The organism is Trichothermofontia sp. (genome assembly GCF_053493415.1).
Genome location: NZ_JBRCAD010000066.1, coordinates 1 through 13,689, shown reverse-complemented (window position 1 = coordinate 13,689; position 13,689 = coordinate 1). Strand labels below are relative to the sequence as shown.

At 54.8% G+C, this 13,689-nt stretch carries 10 protein-coding genes and 1 tRNA gene; 4 read left to right on the top strand and 7 right to left on the bottom strand.

Annotated features, from left to right (window positions below):
* The coding region (locus ACWIUF_RS05720) for a hypothetical protein (RefSeq protein ID WP_448571326.1) at positions 1 to 289 on the top strand (289 nt) is incomplete at its 5' end.
* On the opposite strand, the gene ACWIUF_RS05715 is transcribed toward ACWIUF_RS05720, so the two are convergent.
* Positions 273 to 1,271, bottom strand: coding sequence for a 2-hydroxyacid dehydrogenase (locus ACWIUF_RS05715; protein ID WP_448571325.1), 999 nt, complete (start codon positions 1,269 to 1,271; stop codon positions 273 to 275). The two genes, ACWIUF_RS05720 and ACWIUF_RS05715, sit on opposite strands and share 17 nt — an antisense overlap.
* Before the next feature lie 465 nt (positions 1,272 to 1,736).
* Here ACWIUF_RS05715 and ACWIUF_RS05710 point away from each other — a divergent pair, with 465 nt between their 5' ends.
* Both ACWIUF_RS05710 and ACWIUF_RS05705 read left to right on the top strand, forming a co-directional pair.
* Positions 1,737 to 4,964 carry an AAA family ATPase gene (locus ACWIUF_RS05710; protein ID WP_448571324.1) on the top strand — a complete coding sequence of 1,076 codons (3,228 nt, stop codon included), beginning with the start codon at positions 1,737 to 1,739 and terminating at the stop codon, positions 4,962 to 4,964.
* Between the two features lie 12 nt (positions 4,965 to 4,976).
* Positions 4,977 to 6,194 (top strand): cysteine desulfurase family protein, encoded by a 1,218-nt coding sequence (locus ACWIUF_RS05705; RefSeq protein WP_448571323.1) that lies wholly within the window; start codon positions 4,977 to 4,979, stop codon positions 6,192 to 6,194.
* A gap of 146 nt (positions 6,195 to 6,340) precedes the next feature.
* Here the strand turns inward: ACWIUF_RS05705 and ACWIUF_RS05700 are convergent.
* A tRNA-Pro gene (locus ACWIUF_RS05700) sits at positions 6,341 to 6,414 on the bottom strand.
* A gap of 163 nt (positions 6,415 to 6,577) precedes the next feature.
* Between ACWIUF_RS05700 and glmU the strand changes: the two genes are divergently transcribed.
* Positions 6,578 to 7,978, top strand: a complete 1,401-nt coding sequence (gene glmU, locus ACWIUF_RS05695) for a bifunctional UDP-N-acetylglucosamine diphosphorylase/glucosamine-1-phosphate N-acetyltransferase GlmU (RefSeq protein WP_448571322.1) — start codon at positions 6,578 to 6,580, stop codon at positions 7,976 to 7,978.
* 90 nt (positions 7,979 to 8,068) lie between these two features.
* Here the strand turns inward: glmU and ACWIUF_RS05690 are convergent, their stop codons facing one another.
* From ACWIUF_RS05690 to ACWIUF_RS05670, 5 genes are all read right to left on the bottom strand, one after another.
* Positions 8,069 to 8,530, bottom strand: a complete 462-nt coding sequence (locus tag ACWIUF_RS05690; protein WP_448571321.1) for a hypothetical protein — start codon at positions 8,528 to 8,530, stop codon at positions 8,069 to 8,071.
* Between the two features lie 110 nt (positions 8,531 to 8,640).
* A complete protein-coding gene (locus ACWIUF_RS05685) occupies positions 8,641 to 9,189 on the bottom strand; it encodes a GIY-YIG nuclease family protein (protein WP_448571320.1) in 549 nt (182 codons plus the stop codon).
* 277 nt (positions 9,190 to 9,466) lie between these two features.
* Positions 9,467 to 12,562 (bottom strand): UPF0182 family protein, encoded by a 3,096-nt coding sequence (locus tag ACWIUF_RS05680; protein WP_448571319.1) that lies wholly within the window; start codon positions 12,560 to 12,562, stop codon positions 9,467 to 9,469.
* A gap of 274 nt (positions 12,563 to 12,836) precedes the next feature.
* Positions 12,837 to 13,400 carry a DUF697 domain-containing protein gene (locus ACWIUF_RS05675; protein WP_448571318.1) on the bottom strand — a complete coding sequence of 188 codons (564 nt, stop codon included), beginning with the start codon at positions 13,398 to 13,400 and terminating at the stop codon, positions 12,837 to 12,839.
* Positions 13,397 to 13,689, bottom strand: a 293-nt coding sequence (locus ACWIUF_RS05670; protein WP_448571317.1) for a hypothetical protein, incomplete at its 5' end; no start/stop codon positions are given. The genes ACWIUF_RS05675 and ACWIUF_RS05670, both read right to left, overlap by 4 nt.

Genomic DNA, 13,689 nt, shown 5'->3' with positions numbered 1-13,689 from the left:
GATTGAAACCGTGACGCCCACCCCACCGAAAACAGGTGAAGCCCCGGCTCCCGTTAAAGCCGCTATCCTGGCGGACATCAGCCAAATCACCGGTCAACCCGTAGATCGCCTTCAGCTTCAGCAGGCAGAACCCCACACTTGGCCAGATGGCTGTTTAGGACTGGCAGCCCCAGATCAGTTTTGTACCCAGGCCCTTGTCCCCGGCTGGCGAGTAACGGTGACCGATGGGACGCGATCGTGGGTGTACCGGACCAATGCCGATGGGTCTCAGCTTAAGCCGGAGCCTTAACCACATTGGGGCAAGAAGCGCCCGTGGCGAGATCGCGAATATTAGCCAGGGTGGTTTCGGCAATATTGGTCAGAGCCTCACGGGTGAAAAATGCTTGGTGGGCAGTAATCACCACGTTGGGATAGGACTGGAGCAGTTGGAAGGTATCGTCCTGGATCACCGTATCCGAGAGATCTTCAAAGAATAATTCTTCCTCTTCTTCATAAACATCAATCCCCAGATAGCCAATTTGACCCGACTTAATCGCCGCAATCACGGCATTGGTATTAATCAGCGCCCCCCGACTGGTGTTGATCAGCATTGCCCCCCGCTTAAAAAGTTTGAGGGTCTGTTCATTGATCATGTAGTGGGTTTCCGGGAAAAGCGGACAATGGAGCGAAACCACATCAGAATTAGCCAGGAGTTCCGATAACTCAACATACTTTACCCCTAAATCCAAACAGGTAGGATTTTGATGAATATCATAGGCCAGCAAATGGCAACCAAATCCCTTCATAATTTGTGCAAAACATTGGCCAATTTTGCCAGTCCCGACAACGCCTACCGTACAGCCATGTAGATCAAATCCCAGCAACCCATCCAGGGAAAAGTCATCATCTCGAACCCGATTATAGGCACGATAGAGCTTGCGGTTTAACATCAAAACTAACCCAACCGCATGTTCAGCCACCGCATAGGGGGAATAGGCCGGCACGCGCACGACCTGCATCCCCAACTCAGCCGCCACCTTGAGATCAACATTATTAAACCCAGCACAGCGTAGGGCAATGTACTTTGTTCCCTGGCGAGCGATCGTGCGTAGGGTTTCCTCGTTCAAGCGATCGTTAATAAACACACAAACACAGGGAAATCCCTCAGCTAACACTGCCGTTTCCGGAGTTAAGCGAGGTTCAAAGAAGGTTAAATCATGCCCATAGTTGGCATTGATCAGTTCAAAAAATTGACGATCGTAAGACTTTACACTAAAAACAGCCACCTTCATACCACTAAACTCCGTAACATCCCTGTCCATGCTACCCTAGCTGCTCCCATTGCACAATTATGACAGCCCAGTTTGGGCACTTAACCTGCCATTAATATTTTCTGGTGCATCTTTTTCGGTAAATGGCTTCTGGTGAATGTTTTTTACGATACGCTATAGGACACTACGATTAATTTGGGATCGGGGTAGTTAAACTGCCCTAATCGACGAGATTACCTTGCCTGCAAGCGCAAAATTTGTATTTTCCGAGATGCCCTACAGCGATAAATTTCTTAGGTCTCTAGCCAAGGATCATCAACCTGCCTAGCCAGCGACACCGAAAACAGATACATAACTTTACATTTATCAATAGCGTCTACCGTTGCGGAGGCCCAAGCTGCTAAGAGTTCAGGTGTACTTGACTGAAGCGGGTCTGATCGAGTATCTATGCAGCAGGCTCAATTTTAATCCCAGCCTCAATCAGGCATGGGTGGGCCAAAGGAGCGATCGCTGGTCATGATTCCATTGCAACTGACGCTGCACAATTTCCTCAGTTATCGTGAGGCAACCCTAGACTTTCGGGGATTACAAACAGCGTGTATTTGCGGCCCCAATGGGGCGGGCAAATCGTCTTTGTTAGAAGCCATCGGCTGGTGTTTGTGGGGAAATAGTCGGGCGGCGTCGGAGGAGGATGTGATTCACTTGGGAACTGATGAAGCCCAGGTAGATTTTATCTTCCAGTGTCAGCAGCAGGTGTATCGAGTGATTCGCAGTCGTCGCCGTCGGCACGGGACCCTATTGGAATTTCAAGTTGCAACTGCGACAGACCCAGAGGAATTGCGAGACTGTTTACACGATCGTGCTCAACCCGATTTTTTGCCAACCTTATGCTTTCGGCCCCTGACCGAGAAATCGGTGCGGGCTACCCAACAGGCAATTTTGCAGCATTTAAAACTGGATTACGAAACCTTTATCAATTCTGCCTATCTGCGCCAGGGACGGGCAGATGAGTTCATGCTTAAGCGTCCGAACGAACGCAAGCAAATTTTGGCCGATTTACTCAAACTCGATCAATACGATGTCCTCGCGGACCAAGCCAAGGACAAGGCGCGTCAATTTAAGGCTGAGCTTGAAGTTCTGAGTCAAACCTTGACCCGCACCACGACCCAGCTAGAATCCCTGACTACGATCGCGGCGGAACAGGCCGACTTAGAGGAACAGATCGCCCATCTGCAAAAGGCCCAAGAACGCGATCGGGCCAATTTACAAAAACTCCAGGCTGAACAACATCAGCGCCAAACCTGGCAACAACAGCGATCGTGGCAGCAACAACAACAGCGCATTTTCCAGCAGGATTGCCAACGCCTCCGCCAGGAACATGCAGCCCTTTCCCAGGAACTCGCTAACCTGGAAAGCTTGCTCCATCGGGAAGCCGAAATCCAGGCAGGTTATGAACACTGGCGATCGCTGCAACAACAGGAGGAAATGCAATCAGGCAAACTGCAAACCCAACAGATCCTTCAGGAAAAACGTCAACACCTGCAACAACAACTGGATCAGCAAATTCATGCTCTAAAATTACAACTGCAACAGGCAGATGCACAACAACAAGGTTTAGGGCAACAGGAACAGGAACTTCAACAGGTTCTCAACAAATCGGCGGATATTGAAGCGGGCCTGAATCAACTCAATCAAGCCCGTACCCGACTGCGCGAGTTGGATCAATTGCAACTCCAAGTTGCACCCCTCGTCCAACGACAACAAGCGCTCCAGAGCCAAATTGAACAGCAGCGTGCTCGCCTGGTGGCCCGTTTAGAAGCACTCCAACGATCGCAGCAAGCCCTCCAAACCCAACAGCAGCAGGAACCCCAACTTCAGCAAGCCCTTTTGGAAGTTAGCGATCACATTGAGTATTTAGAACGCCGCCAAATTTACCGGCAACGGGTGCGGGAAAAGGGCTTAGAACGCCGCAGTTTTGTCGATCGCCTCCAGGCCCACCAACGCGACTACGAACGCCAACTGGCCGAAATTGAACAGAAACTTCACCTTCTCAGTCAGGGGATTATAACCCCTGATGCGGATGCAGATGTCGATCCTGGCGCTGGAATGGGCGGGTTTACCGAGGTTGAAGGTGGGCACCATCACCTATTCGCGCAACCCGCCCCTACGAATGCTTATCCGCCTTGTCCTCTTTGTCACCAACCGCTGGATGAACCCCACTGGCAGCAGGTGATGACCACCTATCGGCAAGAACAACAGGCACTCCAGGAACAAATCTGGGTGATTCGGGAACAATTAGCGGTTTCAGAGCGCGAGATTCAGGTGTTGCGGCAGGAATACCGGGAGGTCGATCGCGAATTAAGCCAGTATGGCAACACCCTCGAACGGAAGGGGCAATTGAGTGAACAATTAGCCGCGACGACGGATTTACAAACGCAATTACAGCAATTAGAAGCCGAAATTACCCAACTTACCCAAACCCTGGAGCAACGCCACTATGCGCTTGATCTTCAGGCAGAGTTAGCTGCCTTGGAACAAACGTTGGCGACAATGAATTATGACGATCGCAACCATGCCCTCGCACGCGGCGAAGTCGAACGGTGGCGTTGGGCAGACATTAAACAAGCAGAGTTACAACAGGCCCAACGACGGCACAGCCAAATCGCGGCCCGCAAGCCCATTATCGAGGCCCAGATTGCCAACCTCAATCGCCAGATTCAAGATCTGTATGCCTCGTCGTTGCAAGCCAGTATTTTGGAGATCGATCGCCAGATTTTGGAACTTCAGTACGATCGCACCGAACATAACCAAATCCGTGCCCAATTGCGGCAGGCTCAAGCTTGGCAACTCCACTATCGGGAACTACAACAGGCCAAGCAGCAATATCCCCAGCAGCAACAGCGACTGGCAGAATTGGCTGAACAATTGGCCCGTAAGACCCTGGCGGCGGCTGAGTGTCATCAACATCTAACTGAACTGACGGCATACCTGGCGCAAACACCCGATCCGACGGCTCAAATTCAGACATTGGAGCACCAAAGTCAACGACGACGTGGCCAATTAGATCACTGCATTGTGCAATTGGGGCGCTTACAACAACAGCACCAACAATTAGCAGTCCTTCAGGAACAGCAGGTAACCTTAGAGGAACAAATCCAAACAGCACGGCGACAACAACGCATTTATGAAGAGCTGGCCCAAGCCTTCGGCAAAAATGGCATCCAAGCGTTGATGATTGAAAATATTCTACCCCAATTAGAGGCGGAAGCCAATCACATCCTGGGCCGTTTAAGTGCCAATCAGTTGCACGTTCAGTTTATTACCCAACGGGCCAAAAAACGTAACGGGAGTGCCAATTCAGTAGCCAAGTTAATTGATACGCTGGATATCTTAATCGCTGATACCAAGGGCACTCGCCCCTATGAAACCTATTCCGGGGGTGAGGCGTTCCGGATTAATTTTGCAATTCGGTTAGCCCTGGCTCGCTTGTTGGCCCAGCGATCGGGGATGAATTTGCAAATGTTAATTGTGGACGAGGGCTTTGGCACCCAGGATGACGAGGGCTGCGATCGCTTGATTGCAGCGATTAATGCGATCGCCGCAGATTTCGCCTGTATCCTCACCATCACCCACATGCCCCGCTTTAAGGAGGCGTTTCAATCCCGGATTGAGGTACAGAAAACCGAGGAAGGCTCAAAGTTGTGTCTGTTGTAAGATGGCGCCGTTATGGAACCCGTATCCCGCCCCATTTACCTAGATGCCCATGCCACTACCCCCGTGGACGATCGCGTCCTGGCGGCCATGTTACCTTACTTCCGAGAGCAATTTGGTAACCCGGCCAGTGCGGGCCATCTCTATGGCTGGGCAGCAGAAGCTGCCGTCAAACAGGCCCGTACCACCCTCGCCAGGGCGATCGGGGCCAGTCCCGACGAAATTTGCTTCACCAGTGGGGCCACCGAGGCCAATAACCTGGCGCTTAAGGGCGTTGCCGAAGCCTATTGCCACCAGGGTCGCCACCTGATTACGGTCCAAACGGAGCACCCGGCGGTCCTAGAACCCCTACGCTACCTCGCCAATTTGGGTTTTGACCTCACGGAATTGCCCGTCTCGACAGACGGACGACTGGATTTGGCTGACCTAGCCCAGGCGATTCGCCCCGATACCATCCTGGTATCTGTCATGGCCGCCAACAATGAAATCGGCGTCTTGCAGCCCCTCGCGGAAATCGGTGCCCTGTGCCGCCACCATCAGGTGCTATTCCACACGGATGCAGCCCAGGCGATCGGCAAGATTCCCCTGGATGTTGAGGCAATGCACATTGACCTGATGTCCCTCACCGCCCACAAGGTTTACGGCCCCAAGGGGGTGGGTGCCCTCTACGTGCGACGGCGGCAACCCAGGGTCCAACTGGCTCCCCAACTACACGGCGGCGGCCAAGAGCGGGGACTGCGATCGGGCACCCTCGCCCCGCCCCAGATTGTCGGCTTTGCCAAAGCGGTAGAATTGGCCCTAGCGGACTTAACGGCAGAGTCCCGCCGCATCAGCGCACTGCGCGATCGCCTCGCCCAGCAATTAGGCGTCCCCGGCTATACCGATACGCCCCAACCCGGTATCTGGCTCAATGGCCATCCCCGGCAGCGGCTAGCGGGCAATTTAAATATCAGCATTGAGGGGGTCGAGGCCACCGCCCTCTTGCTAGGACTGCAACCAGTCGTGGCCCTGTCAACCGGGTCCGCCTGCGCCACAGCCAAGGCTAGCCTCTCCCACGTTCTCCAAGCCTTAGGACGATCGCCCGACTTAATCGCCGCTTCCCTCCGGTTTGGCATTGGGCGCTTTAATACCGAGGCGGAAATCGATCGCGTTGCTGCCCATACCCTGGCGACGATCGCGGCTCTACGCCAAGGCCATCCCATTCGCCCTAACCCAGCGTCCAGCTTAAAATGAGGGCTTGCGATCGGTGCCGCATCTTCCCCTCTGAAACGGACCCGCATGGACTGACTGACCGGGAGGCTATTGTCGTGCCGAAGACAACCCAGAGCAGCGATCGCACTGAAGGCATGATGCAGCAAGCAGGTTGAGCACAGGGTTGATCGGGATGACAGGATTTGAACCTGCGACATCCTGCTCCCAAAGCAGGCGCGCTACCAAGCTGCGCTACATCCCGTTAAAAATTCAGCATTCCCATTGTAAAGCATTCTCGCTAGAACCGGTGGGAGTGGGGCCAGGGGAATTGGTGGGGCGCGTTCCCATCGGTCAGTGCGTAACCCCTGGGTGATATACTTTTCACGATTTATGGCACAGGCGCAGGTCAGACGCTAAGGGTTGACATGGTAGCAGTTGCAATTTTGGCCGCAGGGCGGGGCACACGCATGAAGTCCAACTTGCCCAAGGTGTTGCACCAACTCGCAGGCAAGTCATTAGTCGAGCGGGTGATCGACAGCTTGGCCGCGATCGCGCCGACCCAGTGTTACGTCATTGTGGGCTACCGGGGGGATTTGGTTCAGGCATCCCTAGAGACCTGCCCCAATCTGCAATGGGTGAGGCAAACGGAACAACTGGGGACAGGCCATGCAGTCCAGCAACTCATGCCCCACTTGCAGGGGTTTACGGGCGATCTGATTGTCCTTAATGGCGATGTGCCCCTACTCCGGCCCCAAACGATCGCCCAACTCCTTAGCACCCATCAGCACCACCAGAATGCCGCAACCCTGCTGACCGCCCAACTGCCCCATCCCAAGGGCTACGGTCGGGTATTTTGCGATGGTCAGAATTTAGTAAAGGAGATCGTGGAGGATCGGGATTGCACCCCAGCGCAACGGCAAAATCATCGCATCAATGCCGGGGTCTACTGCTTCCGCTGGGCTGATTTAGCCAGGGTATTGCCCCATCTGCAAAGTAATAACGATCAGCAGGAGTACTACCTCACCGATGCGGTGAACGAATTAGTCGCCGCCGGGGCCGAGCAATCCCCCGTGATGGCGATCGATGTGGAAGACTACCAGGAAATACTGGGGATTAATGACCGCAAACAACTGGCCGTTGCCTACAGTATTCTTCAGGATCGGCTTAAAACCGATTGGATGGCAGCCGGGGTTACATTAATTGATCCGGATAGCATCACCATCGATGAAACCGTTGAGCTAGAACCGGATGTGATCATCGAGCCACAAACCCACCTGCGCGGCCAAACCCGGATTGGTCGGGGGGCACGAATTGGCCCCGGTAGCCTGATTGAAAACAGCGACATTGGCGAAAATGTTACGGTGCTCTATTCGGTCATCACCGACAGCCAGGTCCAAGCCGGAACGCGGGTGGGTCCCTATGCCCATTTACGCGGTCATGCCCAAGTGGGGAGCCAGTGCCGGATTGGCAATTTTGTGGAACTGAAGCAGGCCCGTTTAGGCGATCGCACCAATGTTTCCCATCTGTCCTACCTGGGGGATGCGGTGGTGGGTTCCCAGGTCAATATCGGTGCGGGGACGATTACGGCCAACTACGATGGCGTGAAAAAACACCAGACCCAGATCGGCGATCGCAGTAAAACGGGTTCCAACAGCGTCCTGGTTGCCCCCCTAATCCTGGGGAATGACGTAACCGTTGCGGCAGGGTCAGTGATCACCCAGAATGTCCCCGATGACTGTCTCGTGGTTGCCCGCGCCCACCAAGTGGTCAAACCCGGCTGGCGACCGAAGTTTTTGATTGAACCGGAAGAAACCGCCGGGGGATAAGCAGCGAGAAGCGCGGAGGGGCAAAAACTGGAATGGGCCTCTGGCTTGTCCATCCACCTGGCTCAAGTTCAGTTTTAGGAATAACTGACCCTACCACCGCCCACTGGCTTCGGGCGGCATGACCTCCGGTGCCACCCCAGTCGCCATCGCCGCCAAACGCTGGGAGGACCGTAGGACGATCGGCACGGACGGGATCGTAAAGCGGTTAGACACGGCCTGATCGGCCACAGGGGTAAAGCTGGGTGATCGCAGATCAAAGGTGACGCTGAGGGGTGCTTGCAACCAATAGCCGCCTGAAAAACTGGCGAGGGAGAAGGCCGCGATCGCGGGGGCATACTGCGTAACCTCCTGGGCGGCCAAGTCCCATCCCCGCCGCCAGAACTGGAGCCATTGTCCACCCGTAACACCCCAATCATGGCCCAGGCTGCTCCCCGGCAATGGGGTAGACCCGATGGATATGGGGGACAGTCCCTCGGCCAGGGAGCGGGGGGGGTCAGCCCAGTGCTGGATGACCAAGACAGCATCGGCCCAGTCAAGCGGTTGGTGGATCATGGCAGGTTGGGAGGGGAACGCCTATCTACCTGTCCATTCCAACGCGCCCACCAGCGGTCAGGACAATCTGAGTGGCAAAGGCCGGGGAAAGGGGGGTCATCCCTGAATCCCTACGCCTTCAATTGCAAGAGGCCCTTTTCTTTCAACTTGGGGTCGAAGCGGATCGGCATTTGGACGCCACGGGTCGCTAGGGCTGCCAACACCTCGGTCTCCACCCGCCGTGCGACCACCTTCAACAGTTTGCTCCGGCCTAACTCGTCAGCGTGTTCGTATTGTTGCTGTTCGTCGGGGGTTAGGTGGGGTTTGACATCGATCGCCGGTGTCCACTGTGCTGCCGCTTCCCCATTACCCGGTGGCAATGTCCCATTTTCCCGTATCCAGGCTGACTGAATCGCCTCTAGGACCGATCGCTGGGGACGGGCGATCGTGTACCACTTCACCCCATAGCAACAGTGGGGTTGGCGCACAAGGTGTTGCTTCAAACTGAGATAAACATCACGGGAATAGCCCACCAATTGCAGCACTTCAGCCCGATCAAAAATGGCATAGACCCCAATCGCGCCTTGGCAAGCGGTTGGCAGTTGGCCGCCCTCGTCCAGGTAAGGATATCGGGGTAGGTGGGTAAGCGCAGGGATATCAGTTTCAGACAAATGGGTCATAGATCAGGGATCACGTGGGTTGCTGCCTCCCCCCATCCTGACATAGGATGGCGGGTTCCTGGTTAATCTATTGACTACACCGAGTACAGCGCATACCACACTTCCATATGTAGTGAGGTACAGACCAGGGGCTTAAGCCCCTGGTTTACAAGGCTTGACCATACTTCATTAGGGCGGGAACGGCTGTAATACATAAGTTATGCTAGGTTTGTTCAGGCTTTAGCCTGCAACGCCTCAAGGCGTTACTACCAACGTTGCGAACTTTGCGTTTACTGTACTAGGGGGGGGCGAGATCACTGGGATCGGCTAGGGGCAGCAGATCTTCCTCAGCCAACGGACGCACGATCGCGGGTGCATTCGTCACATCCTGACGCAGGAAAATGGCATCCAAACTTTCCTTGAGGGTTGCCGCCATCACAATCCGATTTTCATAGGCCACAATTACCCTGGCTAGGGTCGGTAAACTATTGCGTTCCGCTTCTAAATAAAGGGGTTCAACATAGAGCAGGGATTGCTCGATCGGGATCACTAATAAGTTCCCCTGAATCACCCGCGATCCGCGTCGGTTCCACAGGGAAATTTGCTGGGAAATAATGGGGTCCTGGTTAATTCGCGCCTCGATTTGCTCCGGCCCATAGATCAGGCGTTCTTTGGGGAATTGATATAATAACCGCTTACCGTAGTTGACCCCGTCCGAGCGTCCAGCAAACCAAGCAATCAAATTATTCCGCCCGATCGGGGTAAAGGGATGCAAAAGAATAAACTCCTCCCCAGGTTCCTGGGGAATTTTCATGATCAGGTAATAGGGAGCCACTGGTTGGGTTTCATCCCCGTAAATCTCGCTGGGGACCCGCCATTGATCCTCCCGGTTATAGAACACCTGGGCATCGCGCATGTGGTAGGACAGTAACCGCTCCGACTGGATATTAAACAGATCGATCGGGTAGCGAATGTGGTTGATCAACGTATCCGGTAAAGCCGTCAGTGGTTGAAAAAAACCGGGGAACGTTTCATTCCAGGCTTGAATCAGGGGATCAGCAGGATCAGCCACATAAAAGTAAACCGAGCCATTGTAGGCATCGACCACAATCTTGACCGAATTACGAATGTAGTTGAAGGGCTGTGTCCCCGGCTCGGAGTAGGGATAGCGATTAGACACCGTATAGGCATCAATGATCCAATACAGATAATTCTGGTCGGGTAGGGATTGCTTGGCCCACACCGCTGCCTGGGGATTAGCCGCCGGGAGCCGCAAATCCGCATCCGCCACCACCAGGTAGGGATCTTGATCTAATTGTAAAAACGGCGCTAGGGTTTTGACCCGCTTCTGGATATTACGTCGAAACAAGACACGGGTATCGGCGGTGAAGTTGCGCGTAAACAGCATTTGCCAGTCGCGCAGATAGACGGAAAATAATAGTCGTCGCCATAGGGTTCCGATCGCCACCCCACCCCGCCCCGCATAGGTGGTGTATACATTGTCATCCCCGCTAGGATAGTCAAACTCCTGCATTCGGGTGCCCGTCATCACATAGGTGTTGGTCAACTCACCGTAGTAGAGGCGGGGCTGGCCAATGGGAATACTAGCCCGAATAGCAGGGCTGGAAACTTGTAGGGCGCTATCCCCGCTAACGGTCGCATCCCCCCCAATATCCCGCACAAAGTAAAAGGGTAACCCGGCCTGGCCAACGGTATTAACCGGACTTAGGGTAAAGCCATAGCCATGCGTATAGACCAGGTGCTCATTGACCCAGGTTTGGGCCTGGGCCGGTACACTGCTGTAATCCAACTCACGGGCCGCGATCAGGACTTGTTGCAGCTCATCACGACCGTCTTCTTGGCGAATGTGGTAGCGATCGATATCGGCATCATAGAATCGATAATAGAGGCGGATTTGTTGAAGCTGGCGATTGGTTTGCAGTAAGGGCCGCTCATCCCACAGGCGAATATTGCGAATCGTCGCATCGTTTTTAAGCAAGTCCTCCAGCGTTAGTTTCTCTTCCGGGGAAAAAGTCCGAATTTCGTTATCCTGAAGACCAAAGGCTTGCCGGGTAAACTCCAGACTGCGCAAAATGTAGGGCCGCTCCCGCGCAAGTTCGTTTGGTTGCACGTCGAAGCGTTGGACCAGGGCCGGGACACCATACCCCAGGCCACTGGCAAGGATCAGGTAGGCCAGTGCGCCATAGGCCAGAACAGTGACCGGTTGCCACGACCAATGGTGATTGGGCAGGACCGATCGCGCTCCCGGTCGCGAGAATTGCAAAACCTTGGGGCGCAGGAAGACACGATCGTTCGCCAAGGCTTGCCCCAGGAGCAGCAGGCCGAATACGCCAGCCCCTACCGCTAGAGCCGTGTTGATGGGCAGTTGCACCGTAATGTCGGTATAGCTGGCCCCGTAGGTGACGCCGCGATCGGAAAACAGAAGTTCATAGCGCGACAGCCAATAGCCAAGGGCGCTAACCAGGAAAAAAACGCCCCCTAACCCACACAGGTGCCGTTGTTGGGCTGGGGTAAAGCCGACAAAACGCCCCTGGCTCAGGCTATCTCCTGACAGAATATAAGCTAGGAAAACCGCAATCAGGGCATAGAGACTGAGGCCCAATAGCCAAAAGAGCAGTAGCTCCCAAATGGGCAACCGGAAAAGGTAGGTCCCAATATCAAGGTGGAAAAGGGGATCAGACTGTGCCAGGGGTTTAGCGTGGAAGTAGAGCAAAACATGGGTCCAGTCGCCCGCGAGGACGGTACCAAAGCATAGGGCCAGCACAACCGCGATCGCGCTCAGGGTCGCCAGGGGGGCTGTTATCAGGGAAACCCCCGCCGTCACTCCCAGGAGCAGATGCCACGGTTGCCAGACCCAGGTTTGCACCAGATGGGCCAGGGCCTTGAGGGTGAGGGGCCTGGGCAGGGTTGGGGTGTGGCTGGTCAGTTGTTTTTCGGGATACCAGTAGGCAGCAGCCTCTTGTCCATAGTGCATGAGGAGCACTCCCAATCCCCCCGCCGCCACGGCCACGGCCAGGAGTAACACCCATAGGGGCATCGCTCCGGGCCAGGAGGTACTTTTCCCTGGGGCGATCGGGCGATCGGGCAAGCCAGCTCTGCCCCGTGGCGCGACTGCGCGATCGGCACGAGGGGGAGTCGTGTGACGCGGATGGCGCAACTGACGGGCTAGGTGCAGGTTGACGCCTAGAAACAGGGCCGTACCGCTCAGGGCAAGGAGCCACAGGACGGCATAGACACTCAGCCGTACCCGAAACGCGGCCCCATAGCCTAGGGTTTGGAACCACAACCCTTCGACAATCAGGGTACTGGCGAGGCCCAGCCCCAACAGGCCAGCCATTAGCCCCAGGATAAGACGCCACCTTATGTTCAACATTTCCCTTTCTCCGGTAGCTGGGGGCACCCGATGAATACATCCCCATACGGACCTTGCTTCCAGGCTAACAAATTTACCGAACGACATTGACCGAACGACATTGACCGGGCAACATCTACCGGACCACATTATTGGCTTGCCTGTGGGCTAGAGAGTCGGGAATACAGCCTTTTTCGTTTGAGTCAGGAACAGGCAAGGTGTTGAGTGCCTTGTTCAATAGGGTACTCGTGTCCTTGCGTAGTTTGGCAAAAGTGATATTCCAATCAGAGCAGGGTCAGAGTCGCGATAGCAGTTCTTGTTTTTTAGCTTGAAATTCTTCTTCTGTGAGGATGCCTTGTTCCTTCAGTTTCCCCAGTTTTTCCAGGGCTTGATATACATCAGCAGCTTCCTCTTGTTTTTCCTTTTCAAGGTCAGAGACATAGGTTTTTCCCCGCTCAAAGGCAACATCGTAGGCCCGCTTGAGTTGATCTTCGACAAAATCACTCAGGGTGCCCGCATTGGCAAAGTGGTTGATGGCCACCTGACCAACGGCATAGGTCGAGGCCCCGGATGCCACGGACATGGAGAGACCCCCCAGGATTGTCCCTACGCCGGGGATAGCCTTAATAAAGCTGGCCCCCAACCGGGCGATCGTGGTCCCCGTCAGGGCCGAGACAAAGGTTTTCCCCTTGCTGCGGGTGTAGTCCACGCCGTAAAGTTCGGCTAACTGTTGCAGCATTTCCAGTTGCACGGCGGTGACGGCAGCAAAATCCACTAGGGGAATGGGGATTAATCCGCCCCCCATTGCCCACAAGACATGGGAGCGAATAATGGCATCGGCCTGGGTCCGGATCGTCATAGGTACTTCTCGGCGCTGTTTGCAATGGGGAATGGATTCAGATCGCCGCGATCGCGAATACTGACGACGGTTCTCCGGCGGAGATGCTTCGCGATCGCCCAACGGGTATCGCCCTCTAGGCTAACAAATTTGCGGGATACCCCCCCTCCTAACGGGAGTCCTGGCCATCGCTCAATCTGAGATCCCTCAATGCCCCCGGTCCTTAAAATAGACAAAGGGAACCCTAGATAGCGTGCCAACGCCAACCAATGCAGCCACGGGAGACTGCCACCCCCAACCAACGTCCCAT